This window comes from Acinetobacter sp. YH12233 (assembly GCF_013417725.1).
GTDB lineage: Bacteria > Pseudomonadota > Gammaproteobacteria > Pseudomonadales > Moraxellaceae > Acinetobacter.
The window spans coordinates 1-24222 of record NZ_VPDK01000023.1 but is presented as its reverse complement, the minus strand read 5'-3'; the positions used below and the strand labels follow the sequence as shown (position 1 = coordinate 24222).

The 24222-nt window shown below is 41.8% G+C and carries 22 protein-coding genes; 2 read left to right on the top strand and 20 right to left on the bottom strand.

Annotation, left to right across the window (positions count from 1 at the left end; genetic code table 11):
- Positions 1-153: 153 nt before the first annotated feature.
- The 7 genes from fghA to FTV12_RS10960 all read right to left on the bottom strand — a co-directional run bounded on the left by fghA (position 154) and on the right by FTV12_RS10960 (position 6173).
- Positions 154-990 carry an S-formylglutathione hydrolase gene (gene fghA, locus FTV12_RS10990; protein ID WP_180034038.1) on the bottom strand — a complete coding sequence of 279 codons (837 nt, stop codon included), beginning with the start codon at positions 988-990 and terminating at the stop codon, positions 154-156.
- 39 nt (positions 991-1029) lie between these two features.
- Positions 1030-2430: a C13 family peptidase gene (locus FTV12_RS10985; RefSeq protein ID WP_180034037.1), complete on the bottom strand. Its 1401-nt coding sequence runs from the start codon at positions 2428-2430 to the stop codon at positions 1030-1032.
- A gap of 124 nt (positions 2431-2554) precedes the next feature.
- Positions 2555-3373, bottom strand: a complete 819-nt coding sequence (locus tag FTV12_RS10980) for a class I SAM-dependent methyltransferase (protein WP_180034036.1) — start codon at positions 3371-3373, stop codon at positions 2555-2557.
- A complete protein-coding gene (locus FTV12_RS10975) occupies positions 3367-4191 on the bottom strand; it encodes an undecaprenyl-diphosphate phosphatase (protein ID WP_034705726.1) in 825 nt (274 codons plus the stop codon). Before FTV12_RS10975 ends, FTV12_RS10980 begins: the two co-directional genes overlap by 7 nt.
- A gap of 16 nt (positions 4192-4207) precedes the next feature.
- Positions 4208-4873, bottom strand: a complete 666-nt coding sequence (gene tsaB, locus FTV12_RS10970; RefSeq protein ID WP_180017104.1) for a tRNA (adenosine(37)-N6)-threonylcarbamoyltransferase complex dimerization subunit type 1 TsaB — start codon at positions 4871-4873, stop codon at positions 4208-4210.
- 140 nt (positions 4874-5013) lie between these two features.
- Positions 5014-5544 carry a gamma carbonic anhydrase family protein gene (locus FTV12_RS10965; protein ID WP_180034035.1) on the bottom strand — a complete coding sequence of 177 codons (531 nt, stop codon included), beginning with the start codon at positions 5542-5544 and terminating at the stop codon, positions 5014-5016.
- 14 nt (positions 5545-5558) lie between these two features.
- Positions 5559-6173, bottom strand: a complete 615-nt coding sequence (locus tag FTV12_RS10960; protein WP_004783401.1) for a CoA pyrophosphatase — start codon at positions 6171-6173, stop codon at positions 5559-5561.
- A 123-nt stretch (positions 6174-6296) separates the two neighbouring features.
- On the opposite strand from FTV12_RS10960, the gene FTV12_RS10955 reads away from it, so the two are divergent.
- The gene (locus tag FTV12_RS10955; protein WP_166136775.1) at positions 6297-6845 is read left to right on the top strand and encodes an NUDIX hydrolase; all 549 of its coding nucleotides are present in this window, start codon (positions 6297-6299) and stop codon (positions 6843-6845) included.
- 46 nt (positions 6846-6891) lie between these two features.
- Here FTV12_RS10955 and FTV12_RS10950 read toward each other — a convergent pair whose 3' ends face one another.
- From FTV12_RS10950 to FTV12_RS10925, 6 genes are all read right to left on the bottom strand, one after another.
- On the bottom strand, positions 6892-8826 hold the full coding sequence (locus FTV12_RS10950; RefSeq protein ID WP_180034034.1) for a hypothetical protein: 1935 nt from the start codon (positions 8824-8826) through the stop codon (positions 6892-6894).
- A gap of 21 nt (positions 8827-8847) precedes the next feature.
- A complete protein-coding gene (filE, locus tag FTV12_RS10945) occupies positions 8848-10077 on the bottom strand; it encodes a putative pilus assembly protein FilE (protein WP_180034033.1) in 1230 nt (409 codons plus the stop codon).
- A 7-nt stretch (positions 10078-10084) separates the two neighbouring features.
- Positions 10085-11749, bottom strand: coding sequence for an OmpP1/FadL family transporter (locus tag FTV12_RS10940; protein WP_180034032.1), 1665 nt, complete (start codon positions 11747-11749; stop codon positions 10085-10087).
- A gap of 12 nt (positions 11750-11761) precedes the next feature.
- Positions 11762-13015, bottom strand: coding sequence for a hypothetical protein (locus FTV12_RS10935; RefSeq protein ID WP_171505611.1), 1254 nt, complete (start codon positions 13013-13015; stop codon positions 11762-11764).
- A gap of 38 nt (positions 13016-13053) precedes the next feature.
- Positions 13054-13887, bottom strand: coding sequence for a C39 family peptidase (locus FTV12_RS10930; protein ID WP_180003094.1), 834 nt, complete (start codon positions 13885-13887; stop codon positions 13054-13056).
- A 190-nt stretch (positions 13888-14077) separates the two neighbouring features.
- On the bottom strand, positions 14078-15145 hold the full coding sequence (locus tag FTV12_RS10925; protein ID WP_180003096.1) for a DUF6160 family protein: 1068 nt from the start codon (positions 15143-15145) through the stop codon (positions 14078-14080).
- Between the two features lie 261 nt (positions 15146-15406).
- Here FTV12_RS10925 and FTV12_RS10920 point away from each other — a divergent pair, with 261 nt between their 5' ends.
- Positions 15407-16738 (top strand): anthranilate synthase component I family protein, encoded by a 1332-nt coding sequence (locus tag FTV12_RS10920; protein WP_180034031.1) that lies wholly within the window; start codon positions 15407-15409, stop codon positions 16736-16738.
- A gap of 132 nt (positions 16739-16870) precedes the next feature.
- On the opposite strand, the gene hisC is transcribed toward FTV12_RS10920, so the two are convergent.
- The 7 genes from hisC to FTV12_RS10885 all read right to left on the bottom strand — a co-directional run bounded on the left by hisC (position 16871) and on the right by FTV12_RS10885 (position 23884).
- Complete coding sequence (gene hisC / locus FTV12_RS10915; RefSeq protein WP_180034030.1) at positions 16871-17962, bottom strand: histidinol-phosphate transaminase; 1092 nt, start codon at positions 17960-17962, stop codon at positions 16871-16873.
- Between the two features lie 118 nt (positions 17963-18080).
- Positions 18081-19382: a histidinol dehydrogenase gene (gene hisD, locus FTV12_RS10910; RefSeq protein ID WP_180034029.1), complete on the bottom strand. Its 1302-nt coding sequence runs from the start codon at positions 19380-19382 to the stop codon at positions 18081-18083.
- Between the two features lie 187 nt (positions 19383-19569).
- Positions 19570-20271, bottom strand: coding sequence for an ATP phosphoribosyltransferase (gene hisG, locus FTV12_RS10905; RefSeq protein ID WP_005234128.1), 702 nt, complete (start codon positions 20269-20271; stop codon positions 19570-19572).
- On the bottom strand, positions 20271-21527 hold the full coding sequence (gene murA / locus FTV12_RS10900; RefSeq protein WP_159124271.1) for a UDP-N-acetylglucosamine 1-carboxyvinyltransferase: 1257 nt from the start codon (positions 21525-21527) through the stop codon (positions 20271-20273). The genes hisG and murA overlap by 1 nt, the downstream gene beginning before the upstream one ends.
- Before the next feature lie 7 nt (positions 21528-21534).
- Positions 21535-21786, bottom strand: a complete 252-nt coding sequence (ibaG, locus tag FTV12_RS10895) for a BolA family iron metabolism protein IbaG (protein WP_004783413.1) — start codon at positions 21784-21786, stop codon at positions 21535-21537.
- A gap of 135 nt (positions 21787-21921) precedes the next feature.
- The gene (gene hpf, locus FTV12_RS10890; RefSeq protein ID WP_004783414.1) at positions 21922-22254 is read right to left on the bottom strand and encodes a ribosome hibernation-promoting factor, HPF/YfiA family; all 333 of its coding nucleotides are present in this window, start codon (positions 22252-22254) and stop codon (positions 21922-21924) included.
- 184 nt (positions 22255-22438) lie between these two features.
- Positions 22439-23884 carry an RNA polymerase factor sigma-54 gene (locus tag FTV12_RS10885; protein WP_180034028.1) on the bottom strand — a complete coding sequence of 482 codons (1446 nt, stop codon included), beginning with the start codon at positions 23882-23884 and terminating at the stop codon, positions 22439-22441.
- Between the last annotated feature and the right edge of the window lie 338 nt (positions 23885-24222).

Genomic DNA, 24222 nt, shown 5'->3' with positions numbered 1-24222 from the left:
TTAACTGCAACTGGTTCTACCTGATTTCTGAATAGCAACTTATATGCCATTTTTATTATATTTATTTGATATTCATATAAAAAACTCCAAAAATATGACCTATTTTTGAAGTTTCATTATACTTTTAAATTTGCTTCGCTTTTGCTGCTTGGCTTATGGATTTAATTGCACGGCATGGAATTGTAGGTGGTCATCTACAAAGCTTTGAATAAAATAGTAACCATGATCATAACCCTGATGTTCACGTAAGGTTAATTTCTGGTTCACGGCATCACAAGCTTGCTGAAATAACGCCGGATTCAGCTGGCTATAGAACTGATCAGAAAAGCCCTGATCAATCAGGATATCGCTAAACAGTGCACCTTTTTCCTGAACCAGCGCAGTTGCATCATGCTTCAACCATTCTTCGCGGTTTTCGCCCAGATAATTTGAGAATGCTTTTTCACCCCATGGGCATTGGCTTGGTGCACAAATCGGTGCAAATGCCGAAACTGAACAGAATTTTTCCGGGTATTTAAAAGCCAAAGTTAAAGCGCCATGTCCACCCATGGAATGACCGAAAATCCCAATCTTATCCGCCTGAACTACGAATTCTTCACACACCAGTTCATACAACTCATCGATAATAAAGCTTTCCATCTGATAATGTTCAGCCCACGGTGCTTGAGTGGCATTGATATAGAATCCGGCACCTTGCCCGATATCCCAGTGATCCCCTTTGGCAACATCATCTCCACGTGGTGAAGTGTCAGGTGTAATCAGAATCAGGCCAAGCTGGGCCGCCAGACGCTGGGCATGTGCCTTGATCGCAAAAGTCTCTTCCGTACAGGTCAGGCCAGCTAAATAGAACAAAGCTGGACAATTCTGCCCTTCCAGAGCTTGTGGCGGCAGGAAGATTCCAAATCTGGTTGGCTTTTTTAATATTTTAGACTCAAAGCTATAAATCCGCTGTTCACCCTCAAAGCTTCGATTATTCTGTACCAGTTCCATCATCATTCCTTTTTCTATTTTCTAAAGTTGTAGATTGGTTTATGGAGTCAAAGCGACAGACGGAGATGCTGAAGTGGTCGTCGCTGGAGGGAAAAGACGCTGTTCTAGTTGTGGCAACATCAATTCCATGTTTTTGCCAATCACCCATTGTGGTTCTGACGGTTCAAATCCCTGAGCTGCTTCCCATTTAGCCACTGTAGTCTTGGCCTGCTCAAAAGAGGCTTTCAGACTGTTATTTTCACGCATGGCCTCATCAAAGAAAGCACGACCGAAATAAGTATAGTCAGCTTCGTTCGAACAACCGAATGACTGACGGTCAGCAGCAGAGGCTGTGATAATTAAAGTATTATCATTCTGCAGAGCCGAAGCGAAACCACCTGAGAAACAGGCAGAAATAACAATCACTCGCCAACGCACACCTGAGGCATCCAGAGTATCACGCAACCATTTTGGATCGACTGATGCCAGATCTAGCGGTGCATTTTCCATTTCAAATTCATTTGGCAAGCCATGTGAGGTCATATACAGGAACAGTACATCACTTTCCCGGTTCATCTGCTGGCCAATACGGCGCAAGGCCAATTCCATGCTGGTTTTGGAAGCAAGTGGAATCTCAGTCCGTGTTGCCGGATGATTCACCAGCATAATCGAACGGCCAAAAGTCCCAAACCGGGTATCAAACTGCTTTTTAATCCGCTCTATTTCTGAATAGAACACATCCTGATAACTCGCGCCAGCCACACCCATAAAGTACCAATGCGACTGTGCAAATTCACCATATTCAATTGCATCCAGCGCCTTATTCAGCAAGATCGGCTGAGCATAGAAAGCATCTTCAGCAAAACTTGGTGGAATTTCTTCAACTTTCCAGATGGGCTGATCTTTCACCGAAATCTGCCACACCACCAAGGTAAACAAGGTGGCCAGCATAATCAGTGCCCGTTCCCACCACGGCCATTTTAATTCACGTGAAATCACCCAGACCACAGCCAGACTTTGCCAGACAAACAGCATGACAAACAGGGTCGGAATATAGGCATAGAAAATATAGGGTAGATAATCCAGATCACCCAGATACTGGATCAAGCTCTGGAACAGCATGATATGCGTATCCAGCACCAGCCAGAGCAATGCGGGTACCAGCATCAGACGAGGATTATTCACTCGCTGGGACAAGAAAATCCCGACAATCAAGGCAATAAAGGGCCAAAGTGCATAACTGATCAAACCTTGAGAGTTAAAATCTCCCATGCGGCCGGAACTGAGCCAGCTAAACAGGCTATTAGCACAGCCGCCCAAAATGCCCCAGAACACCAGTTGCAGAATAGAGGGACGCACCAGTTGCAGCGAACGCCGAGATCCCAGAAATAACCACATCCCGGCAATTTGGTTGCTTTTAAAATCGTGCCAAAAATTGATGGAGGGTTTAAAGTCGATCATATGATTTCAGGGAGGTGAGTGGCTCGCTAATGTGCCCAATAAGTTTATGCTTGATATAAGTTTTATCAATGCCAATTTTTAAATATATAACAAATCCTTGATCTATTTTGAAGCAATTCTCATATTAAGTAACCAGTTCATGCTGAAAATAGGCATCAAAACGGCAAGCATCACCAGACCATTGATGATTTGGCTCTTTTCCAGCTAAAAATACGGCCAGACGAGGACGTTTCACCACCACCCGCTTGCCAATTTTTTGTGCTAATTCTAAGAGATTATCCCCCAGATCCATTTCACCATCTTCCGGTAAAAGCAAATGTAATAACTGCATTTGTTTTTTCACCTGTGCCTGCTTTTTCGGTGCCTGCTGATTCTGGTCGCGTTGTGGAAACATCGGGTCCAGATAAACCACATCGACGACCGCATTCTGCTCAGCCTGTGATTTCAGATAGTCTGCAGAATCTGAAAAAACCAGATGAATCCGGTTAACCACCGAACTTAGAAAAGTATCCTTTTTCGCTCGGTGATGACTGTCTTCAAGCAGGGTAAATAAAATAGGATGTCGTTCGACCAAGGTCACCTGAGCACCCAAATGTGCCATCAACAGACTGTCATGACCTAGCCCAGCTGTCGCATCGATAAGAGTCGGCTTTTCTCCGAGGTTACAAGCACGAGCAATCATTTCCGATTTTAAAGAGGCACGTTTTAAACGCCCTACTTCTGCTTGCCAATCTGGTTGCATTTTCATGCCATTGGCACAGAGCCATAGGCCGTCAGCATCAACACACAGAGCCAGTTCGGAATGTAAACGCAAGAAACGTGCATTCAGCTTTTCAATAACCTCAATACTAACCTCTACACCACGAGAAGAAAGCACAGCCTCGAAGTGCTGTGCTTTCTCTTGATACTCAGATTCGGTATATAAGCGAATCGTGCTTACCATAATCTCCAACCTGTAAAGGCAAATAATAAAATCAGTAAACCTGAGGCTATGCGATACCAGGCAAAAACCATGAAATCACGTTTTGCCACATAGGCTACCAAGGCACGGATTAATAAAAGCGCTGAGATGAACGATACGATGATACCGACTGCCAGAACCGTCCAGTCTTCTGTGGTACTGTAAACATCATAGCTTTGATACAGATCGAGCAGGCCTGCACCGATAATAACCGGAATCCCCAAGAAGAATGAAAATTCAGTTGCAGCCTTACGTGATACGCCAAGGAACATCGCCCCGATAATGGTCGCACCTGAACGTGAAGTTCCCGGTATCAGGGATAAGACCTGAATCAGACCAATCCAGATCGCATCTTTTACGGTTAGATCTTCAACTTCCTGGGCACGTACCTTAGGTGGATTCTTTTCAATCCAGATAATGATCAGACCACCGACGATCAAGCCAATGGCAATTGCAATATTATTGAATAGCAGTTCTTTTACAGTTTGCCCTAGGGTCAGACCAATCAGCACAATGGGAATAGAGGCCAGAATCAGGCCAATCCCTAAACGGCGTCCTTGCGGTTCACCACTTACGATCCCGGTTGCTGCACCCCAAAGCCGTGCCCAATATTCATAAATAACCGCGGCAATTGCCCCCATCTGAATTGCGACGACAAAAACATCGCTTTTTTGTTTAGTCCAGAAATTCATTAATTCTGAAGCCAAAATCAGATGCCCAGTACTGGAAATAGGCAAAAACTCAGTAATACCTTCAACAATACCCATAATTGCTGCTTTCAGCAGCAGTAAAAGATCCATGCTTAATCCTGATTAATTATGCTTTGCCTTGTTCTGGAATTTTTTTCCATGCGTTATCACGTAAATATACCGGAAGTGCCAATTCTGCACTGACCCAATTTTCTGTTTTTGCTGCTGCACGCGCAATCATGGCAATATCCTGCGCTGTTGCACTGACATTTTTATATTCAGATGCTGTTTCTTGAACTAGATTGGCACCTGAACCCACCACAGTAAATTTTACTGCTTCAGCACTTTGTTCATAACTCAAAAGCTGTTCTTCATCAACAGCCTGCATAACCCCTTGAGCATCTAACTGATAACTGGCCACGTAGACTTCATTCATCCGTGCATCCAGTACGGCAGTTACTGTAGTTAAACCATGCAAACGATATGCCGCTTGCGCCAAAGCTTGTAAAGTGGATACCGGAATTACAGGCAGATCATTTGACCAAGCCAAAGCTTGGGTCACAGCCGCATTGATGCGAACACCACTAAACGATCCCGGGCCACGACTAAAGGCAATTGCTGTCAGATCAGATACAGCCAAGCCCAGATCATTGAGGCCTTGTTCAATCATTGGGAGAATGGTTTGCGTTTGTGCCTTGGCGCGCGCATCAAGCTGAAAAAATAGTTCTTGAGTATCATCGATCACAGAGACGGAACACTGCTCATTGGCAGTCTCCAATGCCAGCACTTTCATGCACAACCTTAATTCAGAGAATATAAAAAACGTCGAATATAATACTCCACTCATATCTTCTAGGCGAGATTTTCCCAAGCCAGATACAAAAATGCCTAGAAAATTCTAGGCTTAACTGAGGACATTATTCAGATAACAGCCTAAAGCTGTACTTCTTCCAGGTCCTGAAATTTCTGGAAATGCTCAGCATAGTGCATGGCACTCATTTTCAGTTTCTGAATACTGGCTTCATCTAAAGTTTTCACGACTTTGCCTGGTGAGCCCATTACCACCGAATTATCAGGAATCACCTTCCCTTCTGGAATCAGGGCATTGGCACCAATAATACAATTCTTGCCAATCACGGCATGATTCAAGATCACTGCCTGAATTCCAATCAGGCTATTATCGCCAATCGTGCAACCATGCAGCATGGCTTGATGACCAATGGTCACATAATTTCCGATGTTCATTTCAATTCCGGCATCAGTATGTAGCACTGCATTTTCCTGAACATTGGTGAAGTCACCTAACCGAATTTTGCTGTTATCTGCACGAACGACGGCGCCAAACCAGACACTCACCTGCTTGCCTAATTCAACCTGTCCAATGACCGTCGCTGTAGGTGCCACCCAACCATCCCATGGCTGATGCGTTACTTTTGGTGAATGTCCCTGAAATTGATATAACATGGCTGAAATCCTGTTCAACGGTTAAAAAATTTTGAGCGTTTAAACGCAGGTGAATTAAGTAAAAATGGCCAGTCTTTTTTATAGTCAAGCCCGTACTGAAATAATGAAATTAGCATACGTGCGGTCAGTCCCCAGACAATCTCATTTTCCACCCGCATACTTGGAAAATATAAAGACTGCTGGGCAAACCGCACTTCATAAGGCATCGGCTGGGCTTCCAGCAAATGCTGCAAGGAAGCAAAGAAAATCCGGTCAATTTCCGTCGGCTGAGGAATAAGTTGAATGGTAGGCGGAATTAAACCGACCACAGGCTTAACCAGCATCCCGTTACGTGCCTTTTGCATCGGGAGATCCCCGATCAGATGCACATCAAATGGGTTAAGCGCCGTTTCCTCATACGCCTCTCTCAAAGCCACTACAATATTACTGGTATCTTGCGGGTCGCGTTTACCCCCTGGAAAAGAGACTTCCCCTGCATGATTATTCATATAAGCTGAACGACGTGTCAGCAAAACTTTGGGATCAGCTTCATCTGTGATCGCAATTAATACAGCAGCCTGTGCAGTTTGAATCCGTTTGGAAAATCGTAAATGTTTCTGCAAGCGTTGTATTAATCCCAGCTCATCCATTCATTCAGCTCCCTATGCGACTATAATTTCATCATAGCTGATTTTTGATTTGGCGGGATAGAAATGATGCCAAATTTTGATTTTTCAGTTATCCTGACCTTACTGTTATCATTGATGATGAATATGAACTTCTGTGTGAACTGTGGACATAAAACAACAGAGAAAATTCCTTTAGGCGATCAGAAGGTTCGCAAGGTTTGTACTACATGCGGATATATTCATTACATTAATCCAAAAGTGATTTGCGGTGCATTGGTGCTCTGGGAAGATAAAGTTCTGCTCTGCCGCCGTGCAATTGAACCACGTTATGGACTGTGGACCCTCCCTGCCGGTTATATGGAACTGTTTGAAACCATGGAACAGGGCGCAGCACGTGAAACCCGTGAAGAAGCCGAAGCTGAAGTAGATATTGAACAGCTGTACTGCATGTACAATATTCCGCGGATTGGCCAGATTTATGTCCTGTTTAAATCTCAACTGATTGATGGAAAATTTGGTGCAGGTGAAGAAACCATTGAAGCACGTTTATTTGATGAAGATGAAATTCCCTGGAGTGAACTGGCTTTCCCGAGTGTAGAGCATACGCTTCGTCATTATTTTGAAGACCGTAAAACCAATAACTTCCCGATGCATCTAGAGACCTTGGGAACTCGTTTGGATCATACAGGTTAAAATGTCTTTTTATAAAAAAGCCCATCATTGGATGGGCTTTTTTATTTCATGATTTGTTTTTAGTTTTGATGCTATAACAATCCGCTAATTTGAATGAAACACTTCCGCCACTTAGCTTGGCCAGATTGGTCTCTTCTGTCGTTTCATCAGTATTATTGTTGTTATAGACTTTCTGGAAGCTGGCATAAGTATTCGCCCAACCTACGCTTTCTCCAGCTGAGTTGGTAAAGCCCACACGACTGGTTCCATTCAATACATTAGATAAATTGAGTAATGCCCCACCAATCACAATCTTATCCTCTGTATTGGTTGAAGCCTGAATAGTGGAGTTCATACCTACCAAGGCACCATTTAATGAACCAAATACAGGATCAGCGAAGACCAGTCGCATAGATACTGTTTTTTCATCTATAAATGCACGGCCTAAGGTACCGAGACGATATTGTTGAACGCCGTTATTGTCTTTAAGTCCAGCCGGTAAGATATCTCCCTGGCAACCATTAATGCTATCAGTTGCAAGATTGCTCGCGGACTGCATATTGGTACGCACATCACCATTACTATCAATCACAACACCCACTGTAACAGGGCTAATTGAGTTTTCACTAAATTTAAATTCCATGTTGCCATACATTGGGAAAATATATTCTTCACCTGACTTTACATTTTCAGCTGTTTTAAAGACTTGACGATCCAGATAGCTGATCGGGAAAATTTTATAAAGATCAATTGAGCCACTATAGTTGTCATCATCAGCATTAAAGCGCCATAAACCAAGACTGGCACGATCAGCATCGCTGATTTCAGTTTTACCTGTGGCCATCTTATAAAATGCTTCTTTACCGGCGATCACATAATCGCTCAGCAAACGACCTTGGTAAATTTCTAATGGATTGCTGTTGTTAGCCACATTCATTTTATATGGTGCATTTGATGAAAGCATTCTCGTTGCAGGGCTAATCCAACTGGTTTGCGGTACTGCGGTAATTTGCTGTGGTTTAACCTTACGGATCAATTCCGCATTAATGCCACCCAAAGATCCCAGATTATTGGAGCCCAGTTTTAATTGGGTATCGCGCCACTGTAGTCCACTGCCGAAGGTATAACCTTGGCGGTCTGTAATCAGGATAAAATGTCCAAATAAATATTTAGTCGTTTTATCTTTAATGTCACATACAGATTTATTACATCCCGCCAGACCGTCAGAACCAGTCAAGTTACTGCTAATAATGCCTGAAGTTGAGAACAGAGAAAATTCCGGTTGATATACTGCAGCACTGGCAATATTGGCCAGTTTTTTTACGACTTCAAAGGCCTGATCATCACTAATCTGGCTAATATCAATAAAAGGTTTAAGGGTTTCTGCCAAATTTGCATCTGTCAGGCTGATATCTTTATTAATTTTGCCCAGATTCTTTCGCATATCCTCTGTGATATACAAGGGCTGTATATCCGTCGGATTATAGATACGGCCTTTTTCCAGTGCCAAGGTCTGCCAGATTTTGACCAGTTTCATCGCCACCTGTACGGTTGGATCTGTCTGTTCGATTCTGGCAATATTACGACCGGTAATTCCCTTGGCAATATCAAGTACACTTAGTCGAGGTAATTGACTCGATGTACTGAGGTTCATATATTCAGAAAGCTTGACAGTACCCAATTTGATTTTGGTATCACTAAAACTTTTCAGATAAAATTCAATACTATCTGCTTTTTGACAAGTACCTGACGCCACCCCCTCATTTTGGTCAAATAAAGTAATAAAGGTATTTTCTTTATCACCACTACAATTAAAGTTAAGACCATCAATTGGATATTCAAGTCCCCATTCCAGACAATTCGTTGCAGTAGCAGAGCAGGAACCATTCATGGTGGCTTCATCATTTTGTTCTGGTATGACATTCGCACTTTCACCTCCGCATCCACTGAGGGCAGCAAATAAAGCAGTGAAAGCAAATGGATATAATATTTTATTTTTCATCTTATTCTACTCGAATCGTCCTTATCGAATGGCGACTAGTTTTAGTTGTCCATAATTTGTCAGCATCTTGTCTTCAACATCTATGGCTGAAGCGAGTGGAGTCATTAAAACATATTGGCTTTGCGCAGGAACCTGAATAATTCCCTGTATCTTCTCATGTTGAATAATATTGGCTTGTGCTTCCTGATTTTTGAAACCGCCTGCCCCTTCTAAAACACAGCCTCGTTCATCCAGAAATACAACAAATGGCCAGTAATAGGCAGGATTATTCTGACGGGAAGCATACGACTGAATCTGAACATTTTTAATTTCAGATTTTAGCTTCACAATTTCATAATCAAACTCATCTGATTTCAGCGGTGCCCGGGGCCAAAGATTAATGGATTTACCTGCACTAATCTCTTTCGCATTCTTAACTTTTTTATCTTTAAAACACTGCTTACCTAAGCTTTCTACAGATTCAGGCTGAGAAATACGATAGTAGGTTTGAGCCAGTACAATAGGACCAGAATCTACGACAGGTTGTTGAAACAAGGATTTTATAATCGACTGTCCAACTCCTTTTTCACGCTCAATCGTCTGTACACGTGTTGACCCAATATTTTTATCAACTATCCCTTCAGGCATACTATAGAAACGTTTTTTACCTTCCAGATTAAATTCTTTATTTTCCAGATATTCACTATCCACATATTCCACCCCTTCAACCTGACTGAAACCCTGTTTTTGAACAGGATCAGGTACTGCCTGAATGACAGGTTCAAGGGTTTGAAGCTGTGTCACTGGTGGTAAGTGCTGCGGTAATCTAGACTCAACGTGTTTAGTTGGTTGTACTGGTTGTACTGGTTGTACTGGTTGTACTGGTTGTACTGGTTGTACTGGTTGTACTGGTTGTACTGGTTGTACTGGTTGTACTGGTTGTACTGGTTGTACTGGTTGTACTGGTTGTACTGGTTGTACAACCATATTATTTTTTTGCTCACCTGTTGTCACACTTTTTTCCACCGCCTTTGGCTCGGATTTTTTCAGATCCTGTGCAGTAGATGTAACGGACGTAGTCAATTTTTTCGGAGTAGTGGCCGCTTGGTTTTTTGTTGTTTCTTTCTGCTCATTATTTTGACGTGGCACAACTAATGGTCGCCCATCGGGCCCAATGATCGTAATAAACTCTCTGGCATTTGTATAAAAAGACCATGGTACCAGACTTAATGCCAGTACCATTTTTATCCCTAAGTTCCCTGTTCTGATCATTTCTTCCTTACCAACGGGTGCGATAGTTCAAACCTAAAATTGTGATCTTGGTATCTGTTTTGACATTCAAGCCTGCATATGGATTCAGTAACAGGTTATTTACCCCGGTCTGGTTCGCTAGGCTACTGGTATTTGCTGGAATATTATCTTTACTGCGTAAGAAACCAATAGATAGATCCAGATCCGTATCTGCGTCAAAACGGTAGCCCACTCCTAAACCAAATAGCTGTGCACCATTAATCGGTACCATAGTATTGCGTTTATCTTTTGGAATGGCACTGGTACGTGGTTCATAGCCAGCACGAAGTTTCAGTCGGTCAGTTGCTGAATACTCTACTCCGATCCCGAAGTTCCATGGCGACTCAAACCTAAGCGGTAATGCAAGTGAAGAATCCGTTACATTGGCAGATAACAGTTTGGCAATCTTCAAGGCAGACAGGGTACGGTCGAACTCAAACTTGAATTGGTCCCAAGCAGCATAATCTGTCCAGCCAATATCAAAATTGACTTGTAGATCTGGCATTACCTTATATTTGATCCCCGCCTGAAAGTGAGCTGGGTATTCGAAATCCATGGAAACCAGACCTGATTCACTCGAAGGGATATAATTTGGAAAACCAAGAATTGCAGCCAAAATCTGGCCAGTTGGAGAGGTCATCAGACCTTTAATCATTTCCTGTGGCGCTTTGGCATTATCGATATGATATTTACCTTTTAAGCGCATTTTGGCCGCACTCTGGTAAACCATACCAAAACTGAAATCTTCAGTAGGCTCCCATAGAACACCCAGGTTATAGCTTGGACTTAAATTTTGTTCTAATGAAAGTTGCATTTGGCCAAATTTACCAAATGGGTTCATTCCTTCATCAGCATTACAGATCCCGAGCAACAAGATGTCAGTAATGATGTCAGAATTTTCTTTAAATGGTGTACATACGACTTCATCAATCATACGCAACATGCCAATCAGCTCATTGGGAAAACGTAAATCTGTTTTCATGGCAATGGCTTGATAAGACATCCCGATTGAAGCACCAATCGAAAGCTGGTCGTTGACTTCATAACCAATTGATGGAGATAAATATGTAATCCGCTCCAGAGCAACCTGTTGTCCCATAAAATTGGCAGGATTACCATCTTCATGACCAAAACCTGCAACTAGCGGTGCATAAACGGCAGTTGCATAAGTTGCTTTAGAGCCTGGTGGTTTATAAGAGACCCCCATGGTAGGTGCTGCCATCGGGAGGCCTTCACCCAAATCCACCATTTTTTTCAAAATTGGTACGTAGAGACTGACATACTCTACATCACCCTTCACTGGGCCCTTAAAATCTGTACATAAATCAGAAGACACTTCAGGTCCATCATTACAGACCATTGGATCATCTGAATAACCAAAAACGTTATATCCAGCAGGAACCGTAAATTCACGCTGAATATCAAAGTTCGCAACAATAATTTGCTGTTCGGTTTGTAAGCCTTCAATTTTAGCCAATGCAGCCGGGTTAAAGTGAATTGCATTCACTCCTAGCGGATCTGCAGTAACTGCGTTCCCCATAGACAATGCACGCAGGTCAACAGAAAGGTTGGTCCCTAATTGTGCAAAGGTATAACTTGAACAGCCCGCAAGAATAATTCCTGTTAATAACGGGCTAAGTCGAATGTTTTTCATACGACACCCCTATTAACTGAATTTCTTACCGAAACCTAAAATATCAAGTGGGAATGAGAGTCCCAGTGAAACATCTGGTGCATCTTCGGTCAGCCCCAATCCGACCGTACCATTTACAATGGTTTCTGGGGATACACGCACCCCTAAAGAAATCGCAAAAGTAGAACTAGTCTGATCAGCTGCTGAATAGCTTTCACCCGTGTGATACTTAAATTCTGCACCAGTATTAAAGCTTTGCTGATATGACATGGTCATGGAAACATCATAGTTAAATGAATAAGCGAAACCGAAAGCAAAACCACCACTAATCCCTGGTTCAAATTCTTCAATAATGCGTGTACCACGACGCTGATCTAAGCCAGATTCCTTAAACCCATAATTTGCAGAAACAGAGGCAAATAGCACCACTGGATCAATATATTTACGTGTACTCGCCCCCACACCGGCTGAGTAATACCCTTTACCTGCAGCCAGATCTTTTGCTGCATTAATTTCATATGGGCTATCACCTGTTTTAGTCGACAAATTAGCAAATAAAATAAGTGGTAAACGACCTGCTTTTAAAGGGAATGGCTCCCAACGTGCACCTAGACTAATATCCCCTAATCCTGCTGTAGAGGTATCCTTTAACAAATCTGTCTTAGCAACTAAAGGTAAGGAAGCTGTTAAGGTCAGGTTATCTTTCACCCCGTACTGAAAAGTGAAAGTATTGGTCAGGCTATGTGTTGCATTTTCCTGAACACGGAGCTGATACAACTGGCCCTGTGCCATTTCCATATCGAGTTGTGTATCTCGATAATAGGTATAATCGATATCATAATAGGATGAAATCTCACCTTGTTTAATAAGTGAGTATTGACGCTCATTTGAAGTAAATACTTCTTCTAGACTCGCTTCCTGAGTAGCATCTCCTTCTTTTTTCTGTAAGGCTTGAGATGCATCTACTGCTTGAGTGGCTGGAGCTTCAACAGGTGCAGCTGTTTCAACAACAGCTTCTTCCTGAACGGTTTCATATCCTCCCAGTTCAGGCTCTGCTACAGCTTCCTCCTGAACTGTTTCATACCCCCCAAGTTCAGGTTCTTCTACAGCCTGAGTTGCTGCTGGTTCAGGCTGAATATCAACGGATGCGGCAGTCTCGACTACTTCTTCCTCAACCGTTTCATACTCACCCAGTTCAGGCTCATCCGCAGCCCATGCCACTCCCATGACCATCTGAATGCTGAGCGCCAAGAATGTCTTGTTCATCCATTTACTGTTCATATCCATTTCACCATTTTTAATTTTTCTATAGCCATCTTTTCGTTTTATTTATTCTTGTAATAAAGTCTGAGAAAATTATATTGATATTCCCCAAATTTTTCTGAATCTACATTACGGTTACGATCCATACGGATAGTCGATGCTTTATCGGCAATTTTATCCATATAGAACTGTGGATACTGCATATCAACTAAAGCATAACGGTTAATGGTTGCATCTTCGACATGACGCATATCCGACTCTTTTAATGCCAAAAAGTTTTTTCGATATTGTTCAGGGACATTAATTAAATATAAAGTATTGTTTTCCCAAATTTCCTTAAATCGCTGTTCATCAAAACTGATATTACCTAGCGCAGGATCTGCAACATACACCCGTCCATTTTTATAAGCTTTGTACACGACAAAATGTTTAAATCCTGCATAGGAAATAGGAACAATGGCGGGTTGCCCCTGTTTAACCAGATCTTCAAATTCTCCGCGATAGCCGCCACTTTCCAGACCTAAGGCAGCAACAAAACGCTTCATATCAAGAAGGGAAAAGCTACGACGTTCGATGATTTTATCCGTTTCACCAAATTTCATTAGGCCATTCATGACTTGCTGCTCATCCAGCCGAGTACCTACATAGCCATTTAATAAAGTCGTAAGTGCTGCCGAACCACAACTATAATCATAAGCCTGACGCACAATCCCCTGAAACTGGTCTAACAGTGCAGGTTTGACTTCCACATGTTCGCGGTGCATACGTACGAAAGAATCATTTCTTGAATCAAGAACTTCAGTATAGTGAACAGCGCCTGGTGGCTGTTTTTTAATATCCAGAGCTTCTTTGGCAGCGTAATACATCAATGCCGAGCCCAATGCAATCTCTAACATATTCTTTTACTTTTCTTATCATTGGCATGATGTGCCTAATTTTTCTTTTTATAGAGTCTTCACTCTACTTCCCTGTAACTAGAAAGATACCTTCTTTTTCAAAAAAATACAGTCTTTTTTTATTTTTTTAGATAGATGTTGTAGTCATAAAAAAAAGCGCGTGTAAACACGCGCTTTTTTAAGGTAAAAATTAGTGACCAGAAATGGTAATAATTGCACCTTTTGCATATTGGCCAGGTGCCGGGCTAAAGTAAGTTTGCAGACCTTGAATTTCCATATCACCAATTGATGCTGCATTTTGGCTACCTAGGTGAATACCTTTCACATAGTTATCATGTGCACCACTTGTACTCGTAATACGAATGAAACCATCGTTTGCACTTGATTCGCCAAATACACTGATGCTTTGGTTCAATGTCAAATCTTTAGAGTTAGCATCTGTCAACTTAATGCTTTCAATGAAGATTTCACCTGGGCCTGAGGTGGTTACACCTGCAGCAACTTGTCCACCAGTCGTTGAATTATCAAGAATACCCAAATCTGTAATTGTTAAGCCGCCAATCATTGTTGCATTCAACTTAATCATTGCACCCTGTGGAGCAGCACCTAATTGAATATTGGCAGACATTGGACCTGTTTTAAGTGATAGGCCAGATAAAATCGCATTTTCCTTACCAGCACCACCACGGCGAATACTAGTAGCTGAAGCTAAACCACTTTCATAATCTGTAAGAGATGAAGCTGATCCCACAACCCCAATTTCACCGATGTTAATATCTAAACCAGATACTTCAGCGGCAATGTTGATGAACGGGTTACCAGCACCAGCATCTGAGTCAATGGTTAAATCTGCAAGGTTACGTGAAGCTAGTAAATACGCACCATTGTTATCGTAGTTTGCACCAATCACGATACCATTAGCTGTTGTTTTACCTTTACCATTCGCTTTGATATAGATCGCACCTGCTTCACCAGTACCCCCCACAATACCCTTAGCAGCCGTTCCAGGGCGAACAATATTTCCTTCGCCATCATAAATTGCAATAACGCCCGCTGTTGCAGTAGAGTCCTCAGCTAAACCATCATTATCATGGATAAATAGTTTTTCAATTTCAATTTTTGAAATACCGATACCGATTTTCAAACCGTCCTGACCTGTAGTCGCGCTTAGAGATGCATCGTCCAGTGATTGCATCGCCATTGCGTTTGCACTAAAAGCAACTGAAGCAGCTAAAGCCAATTTTGTGAATTTTTTCATTGTTTACTCTCCCAAGAGTACTATTTTTTTTGGTTGTGAATCACTCAGTGCTGACGTTGTGTTTTTTATTTTCTGACAACGCAAAGCATCTTTCCTTGAGTAATTTTGCTCGCCCACTTAAATTAACGTCGAGTCATATTTTGATCAACTGTTGTTGGTCGCAATATTGAGCTTACCGACAAACGGTATTTGATGATTTAGAAATATTTTTTCCTATTCTTGATATAAAATACCGGGTCATATCGGAATATGCGCTACTGAATGAACGAAACTCCTTACCATTGTCCTTTAAGTTTTGCATCTCTTCAGCTTAAAGATCTATTGCATGCATTAAGCCCCTTAGATCACCTGATATATTTAAATAATAATGGGCAGCCTTTTATTGCCTGCTGTGCACAGAAATATTTTATGGTGCAAGATGGACAACCTCAGTCATTTAAGAGAGTGGATATCGAACAATATCAGGCTAATATAGCTAAACTCATCTTAGAGCTTGAGCAAACTCCAGATATTCAAGCGAATGAATTTTCTGGGGGTTATGTTGGGTTTATTGGCTATGATTACGCTGCTCAACAGCACATCCAATACCCGGAGCGAGCTCAACCTGGCTTATTTATCGGTCAATTTGATTCTTATATCAAGTTCGAAGCTGATCAATGGGTATTTTATAGTCATGATCCGCAAGCAGCAGATATTTTCAATCATCTTCAAAATCTATTAAATCAAGCCTCCATAGCGCCTAAGTTTCAATTAAAAACCCTTTGCAGCCCACGTTGGGACAAATCTCGCTATGCACAGACATTCCAGGATATTCAGGATTATATTCTAGCCGGTGATTGTTACCAGATTAACTTGACCCAGGAATTTACAGCACTGGCTGAAGGTTCATTATTAGAAACTGCACATGCTTTCTGGACATTAACCAATGCGCCATATGCGGGCTATCTTCGTATTGGTGATTTTGAATTATTGAGCTGTTCACCTGAACTGTTTATTGATTTTGAAGCACATCGAAAAATTGTCACCAAACCGATTAAAGGTACCATGCCACGTTTTGCCGATCCGGTGCTTGATGAACAATCCAAACAACGCTTAAAAGACTCAAAGAAGGATCAGGCTGAAAATGTCATGATTGTAGATTTACTACGCAATGACCTCAGTGTTTATGCAGAAACAGGTTCAGTCAAGACACCTAAGTTATTCAATATTGAGTCATTTAATCAGGTACATCATATGGTCAGCGAAGTCGAAGCGACCTTAAAAGAAGGTGTACATCCTTTTGAGGTATTGCTGTATGCACTTCCAGGTGGATCAATTACCGGTGCACCAAAGATTCGCGCCATGCAAATTATTGAAGAGTTAGAAGGTGCTCCACGTGGAGCGTATTGTGGTTCATTAGGTTATTTTAATTTTGATGGAACAGGAAGCTGGAATATTCTGATTCGCTCGATTCAGAAATATCAAGATGAGGTTTCACTTTGGGCTGGTGGCGGAATTACGATTTCTTCTGACTGTGATGCAGAATATCAGGAGTGTTTTGATAAAGTCGAGGCCATGCTGGATTTACTCAATACCTGGTATAAACCTAAATAAATAAAAAAGCGGCTCGGTTGAGCCGCTTTTTTATAAATCTCCCCTAACCCCTCTTTGTAAAAGAGGGGATTCTCTCTCTTTAAAAAGAAAAAGGTTCCCTCCTTTATCAAAGGAGGGTTAGGGTGGATTTAATTAAGCTAAAATATCATTCTTCAATGTATCCACTAAACGCTGATTTTGCTCATCTGTACCAATGGTAATACGTAAAAATTGATTGATACGAGGTTTATTAAAGTAACGTACGATAATGCCGCGTTCCCGTAATTCAGCTGCTAACTCACCTGCATCTTTTGATGGTAGTGAAGCAAAAATAAAGTTCGCACTTGATGGCAAGACTTTGAAACCGAGCTCATTCAACTGATTAACCAGTTTTTCACGACTGGCAATCACTTTAGCATTTTGTGCTTCAAAGTATTCCTGATCTTCGAATGAAGCCACTGCAGCCGCAATCGCAAAACGATCCATTGGATAAGAGTTAAAGCTGTTTTTTACCGCTTCAAGCGCCGCAATCAGATGAGGTTGCGCAATCGCGAAACCAACACGTAGGCCTGCTAAAGAGCGGGATTTTGAAGTCGTCTGACAGACTACTAGATTCTCGTATTTATCAATCAAACTCACTGCTGATTCAGCACCAAAATCTACATAGGCTTCATCAATGACGACTACTGAATCTGGATTCGCTTGCAGGATTTCTTCAATGGCAGACAAACCAAGTGCAATACTGGTTGGCGCATTTGGATTAGTGATGATAATGCCGCCATTTGGCTGTTTATAATCATCTACCACAATTTCAAAATTTTCATTGAGCGGCAAGATTTTGGTTTTGACACCAAAGAACTGGCTATAAACTGGATAGAAGCTATAGGTAATATCTGGATAAAGCAGTGGCTGTTCCTGAATAAAGAAGGCTTTAAAGATATGTGCTAGAACTTCATCAGAACCGTTACCGACAAAGACATTTTCAGCAGCCACATTTTGTTGTTTAGCTATGGCATGTTTCAATTCAGATGCATCGGGATCTGGATAAAGGCGTAAAACATCTGCGCCATTGGCTAAAACTTTTTGCACCGCTTCCACGACTTTCGGTGATGGTGGATACGGATTTTCATTGGTATTTAATTTTAAAAGGTTTTGAATTTTGGGCTGTTCGCCTGGAACGTAAGGCTCTAGCTCACGGACTTCAGGGCTCCAAAAACGCATTTGCTCTATGGTGATATTCGACATTTTCTATTCTCAAATTCCCTCTCCTTTTAGGAGAGGGTTAGGGAGAGGTCAAATAATTCCCCTTACCTAACCTCTCCCGAAGGGAAAGAAATATCTTTTATTTAATATAAGTATTTAATTACTGATAACGGTAGCGTGCTGAACGGGCATGCGCATCCAGATTTTCCTGCTGTGCCAGAACATCTGCAGTTTTCGCAAGGGTTTTCACACCATCTTCAGAACACATAATCAGGCTTGAACGTTTCTGGAAATCATACACACCCAGTGGTGATGAGAAACGTGCTGTACCCGATGTCGGTAATACATGGTTTGGACCTGCACAATAGTCACCAATCGCTTCAGGCGTATAACGTCCCATGAAGATCGCACCGGCATGGCGAATCTCTTCAGCCATTTCTTGAGCTTCATCCAAACACAGCATTAAATGTTCAGGTGCTACTTGGTTAATCAGCTCAATACCTTCAGCACGATCTTTCACAAGCACTAATGCACCACGATTGGCAATTGAAGTGCGGGCAATTTCTGCTTTTGGTAGAGCTAGCAAATGCTCTTCAATTGCTTGTTCTACTTCATTGAGAAGCTGTTCATCAGGCGTAATAAATACAGCTTGAGCCACCGTGTCATGTTCAGCTTGAGATAACAAATCCATTGCTAACCATTTGGCATTGTTCTGCCCTTCTGCATAGACCAGAATTTCTGAAGGACCAGCAATCATGTCGATACCGACCTGACCAAATACTGCACGTTTTGCCGCAGCCACAAAACGGTTACCTGGACCAGTGATTTTATCGACACGTGGAATGGTTTCTGTACCATAGGCCAATGCAGCAACCGCTTGTGCGCCACCAATGGTAAATACACGGTGTACGCCAGCCAGATAGGCAGCAGCCAAGACCAATGGATTCAGTTCACCATTTGGAGCAGGCACCACCATAACAATTTCACCTACACCTGCCACATGTGCAGGAACAGCATTCATTAACACCGAAGATGGATATGAAGCCAAGCCACCTGGTACATAGATCCCTACGCGATCCAATGGCGTCACTTTCTGACCCAAGGTATTACCTAGAGCATCGACATACGTCCAACCATCCTGTTTTTGTGCCTGATGGAATTCGCGAATACGGTTTGCAGCCAATTCTAAGGCTTCACGCACTTCAGTCGTTAAGCCTTCGAAAGCTGCTTGAAGTTGCTCTTGAGTCAGTTCTAAATCTGAAAATTGATGCGCTGGATGTCGATCGAACTGCTGAGTCAATTTAAGAACATGAGCATCACCATGCTGACGTACGTCAGCAATAATTTGGTCTACAGTTTTTAAAAGTTCAGGATCATTCACGGTTTCAAAAGCCAACAAGTCAGCAAACGCTTGCTTGAAGTTTTGATCTTGTGTCGATAAACGTCGCATCAATTTACCCATAAGGTTTGAATTCGAAGGCTTTAGTTTACCTGTTTTCAAAGACTTTGTCGGTAGCTAGAACAGACTTGTGCTATGAGTTTTATTGGAAATAGCTTTTGATAAAATTGATGAAAGCATTGAGCTTCTTATATTTATAATCAGCAATAAAAAACCGCCCAAAGTGGGCGGTCTTTAATACAGCGTAAATTTAAGCTTTTTTCGCCTGTTCGCGTGCTTCCACTGCTTGCTCAAGCTGGGCAAGAATTGGATTCAGCAATGCTTGCTTACGTTTAAAGCTGGCTTTGTTCACAATCAGACGTGAAGAGACTTTGCAGATTTCTTCAAGTGGCTCAAGACCATTGGCACGCAGTGTATTGCCTGTATCGACCACGTCAACAATGTAATCACCTAAACCCACCAATGGTGCAAGTTCCATTGAACCATAAAGCTTGATCACATCAACCTGTTCACCGAGGCTCGCGTAGTATTGACGGGTCAGATTCACGTATTTAGTCGCAATTTTTAAACGGCCTTTCGGACGCTCCATGCCGACTTTACCTGCTGTCATCAATTTGCAGTTGGCAATTTTAAGATCTAATGGTTCATAGACATTTTGCGCGCCATGTTCCATCAACACATCTTTACCTGCTACACCGATATCTGCTGCACCATTTTCAACATAAGTCGGCACATCAGAAGCACGTAAAATCAGGATACGTACCTGTTTATGCGTGGTTGGAAAAATCAGCTTACGTGATTTATCCGGATCTTCCAGCAGGTTAATCCCTGCTGTTTCAAGCAGAGGTAAAGTTTCTTTTAAGATACGGCCCTTGCTTAATGCTAACGTTAAACCATGATCAAAATTGCCCATTACGTCAAAGTTTGGATCATCGTTTCTCATATCACTCATTAACTTACTCGCTTAATTTGGGCACCTAAACCTTGTAACTTTGCTTCGACATCTTCATAACCGCGGTCAATATGATAAATACGGTCAATCAATGTTTCTCCTTCGGCTGCAAGTGCTGCAAGAACTAAAGAGAATGAAGCACGTAAATCTGTTGCCATCACAGGTGCTGCAGAAAGTTTTTCTACACCCGTTACGACAGCATCATTACCTTCGACCTGAATATTGGCTCCCATACGGGCCAATTCAGGAACATGCATAAAACGGTTTTCAAAAATCGTTTCAGAAATTGTGGCAAATCCACGGCCAATGGCATTGACTGCCATTAACTGGGCTTGCATATCTGTTGGGAAATCTGGATGTGGCAAGGTACGGAAGCTCACCGCTTTCGGACGTTTGCCCATCATATCCAGTTCAATCCAGTCATCACCACGAGTGACTTCTGCGCCCATTTCCTCAAACTTATCTAGTACAGCTTCCATTAAAGCCGGATCTGTATGCGTGGTTTTAACACGTCCACCAGTAATGGCTGCAGCAGCCAAGTAAGAACCGGTTTCAATACGGTCGGCCACTACTGCATATTCACAGCCATGCAGGCTTTCTACACCGGTAACCACTAGGGTATCGGTATCCAGACCTTCAATTTTCGCACCCATCTTAATCAGCATTTGAGCAAGATCGGTAATTTCAGGTTCGCGCGCCGCATTACGAATCGTGGTCACACCATCCGCCAATACTGCAGCCATCAGAATATTTTCAGTACCACCCACAGTCACCATATCAAAGACAACTTCACCGCCTTTCAGACGACCATCGACTTTAGCATGGACATAGCCGGCCTCAACCTCAATCTCGGCACCTAAAGCTTCTAGTGCTTTCAAATGCTGATCGACTGGACGAGAACCAATCGCACATCCACCTGGCAGGGATACTTTTGCACTACCGTAGCGCGCCAATAGAGGACCAAGCACCAAAATAGAAGCACGCATGGTTTTTACGAGTTCATAAGGTGCAAACTGGTTATCCAAAGTAGAGGTATCTGCAATAACTGTATCGCCTTCATAACTAATCGTGATCCCAAGACCTGCGATCAGCTTTACCAAGGTATTTACATCTTTTAGATTTGGAACATTTTTAAGTGTGATTGGCGTATCAGCAAGAATCATTGCTGCTAATAATGGAAGCGCTGCATTTTTTGCACCAGAAATACGCACTTCACCGTCGAGCTTAATACCGCCCTGAATTAAGAATTTATCCATTAATTGATTAAGCTCCAAATAAGCTTGCTTTACGCCATTCTTCTTTGGTCAATGCACGAATGGTCACAGCATGCACTGCACCACTGGCAATATGGGAATTGAGAGGAGCATAAACAGCTTGTTGACGTGCAACCGGACGTTTACCTTCAAACTGATCATCCACAATACGGAGATCGAATTTTCCGCCCTGACCACTCACAGCAACATCCGCCTCAGGAAAAGCGGCTTTTAAAATTTCAGCGAGCTGTTCATTATTCATCACAAGACCTCTTATAGGACTAAGGGTGTAAAACGAGTCATTTTACTATAAATGTAAAAAATAATTCATTAGTCACATACATTATATATATAAAAAAAGAGGCTTTTAAAAACCTCTTTTTCCCCATTTGGTCGCTTAAATGGCTAAACTCTGATGATTCAGCTGCATTTCGCGATATCGGTCAATCTGTTTTTTTAATTTTTCCGTCAAAATTTTAATCGAGGTATACATGTCATCAGCATTGGCATGGGCAAAAAACTCAATACCCGGTAAACGGACAATCGCTTCTGCGATATGGTTACTGCTGCCTCTTTTTGAGCGCTTATCAATCTGATGATCTTTGGAAAGCTTAACCTGCATGCTGTTCACCTGATCCAGATGTTTGGTCATCTGTGAAAATTTCGTTTTTATAGTTTCTTCAATCGCTGGCGTAATTGATAAATGATGTCCACGAATTGTTATTTGCATAGTTCTATCCCTCACCTTCGTTAGGATCAGAAGAGTCACAGTTAAAAATGAAAAGAATACAATAACTTGCTCAATCAAAATCGTGATTTAAAGCATTTATTCAGATCATTTTTACCATTCCTCAAAAGAAAAAAGATTCATTACGATGTCATAATGAACCTCTAGAATAATCAAATTTCAAAAACTAGATCAAGACTTTTCGCTCAGAAGAGGAAGGAATATGTAACGATTCACGATATTTCGCGACCGTACGTCGTGCCACATCAATCCCCTCTTCTTTCAAAAGATTGGCAATTGCATTGTCCGATAAAGGCTTACGTGCATTTTCTTCAGCAATCATTTTCTTAATTTTGGCACGGATTGCAGTAGATGAAGCCTCACCACCAGAAGTCGTCCCCACATGACTCGAGAAGAAGTATTTCAGTTCGAATAATCCACGTGGGGTCAGCATATATTTGTTAGTCGTTACACGAGATACAGTTGATTCATGTAGTTCCACTTCTTCAGCAATATCACGTAAAACCAGAGGCTGCATACCTTCAGGGCCAATTTCTAAAAAACTTTTCTGATGTTCAACAATACAGGTGGCTACTTTCAATAAAGTTTTATGACGTTCATCGATGCTTTTAATAAAGTTTTTCGCTTCCAGCATCTGATTACGCAAATATTGATTATCTTCGCTTTGATCAGCACGACGAATCATATTGGTATAAAAAGAATTTAGTCTCAACTTAGGCATCACATCAGGGTTTAACGTCACCTGCCAGCAGTCATTCTTTTTCATTACCACGACATCGGGGATCTGATAATCAGATTCCTTACTTTCAAACTCCAGTCCCGGATATGGTTTAAGAGTTTTTAGCAAATCAACCGCACAGCGTAATTGTTCCTGATTTAAACCAGTTTGCTTAATGAGTTTTGGTAATTCATTGGTAATCAGCAGCTCATAATGTTGCAGCAATTTAACCGCATCATTACGACAAGGGGTATTAACTGGCAGGCTATCCAGCTGAATCAATAAACACTCAGCTAGATTTCTGGAACCTACTCCAATCGGATCAAGACGCTGAATATGCTTAAGAACAACGAGTACTTCATCCTCTTCGATTTCTTCCTCATAATCCATGGAAGATAAAAGATGTTGTACTGATGCAGTAATTTCGGAAATTTCTGCATCCAGAAAACCCTTTTCATCTAGAGAATCAATAATGCAGTATGCAATCAGCTGATCAATGCGAGAAAAGTGCAGCAGATTAACCTGCTCGAGCATATATTCTTGTAAGCTTTGCTGGCTTTGACGATTGTCTTCGCGCTCTTCGAACTCTGCTGCACCCAGACTTGTCGGTTGATGAGTATAGACATCATCCCAGTCGGTATCTACAGGTAGATCGTCCGGAAGATGGTCTGCATTGAGTTCATTGGTTAAATCCTTTTGACTCGCATCAACAGTAGAAAGACTTTCAACACTGATTTGCTCTTCAACTTTTTCTAACAAAGGATTACTATCAAGTTGTAGCTGGATTTCTTGCTCTAATTCCAGACTGGATAATTGTAATAAGCGGATTGCTTGTTGTAACTGTGGAGTTAATGACAGCGAGTTGGCAATTCGTAATCCCACTGATAATTTCATATGACCCCCTAATAAAAATCTCGTTTTATAAGCAATTTTCATGCCGCTTTAACTTTTATAACATAGTTTGATAAAAAAACACACAAAACTATAATGATTTCATGAACTTTAATGTCATTCTTATATAATTTTTTAAGCATTATTAATCACTTATTTTTATTAAACAGTAATTAATCTATTTGTAAATTAATATAATTTGACTTAATTTTTTAAACCCCACGCATAAAAAAAGCCCCCTGCGTGAGCAGAGGGCTTTAGGAATAATGAGCTGGCGATGACTTACTCTCACATGGGAGACCCCACACTACCATCAGCGCTAAGAGGTTTCACTTCTGAGT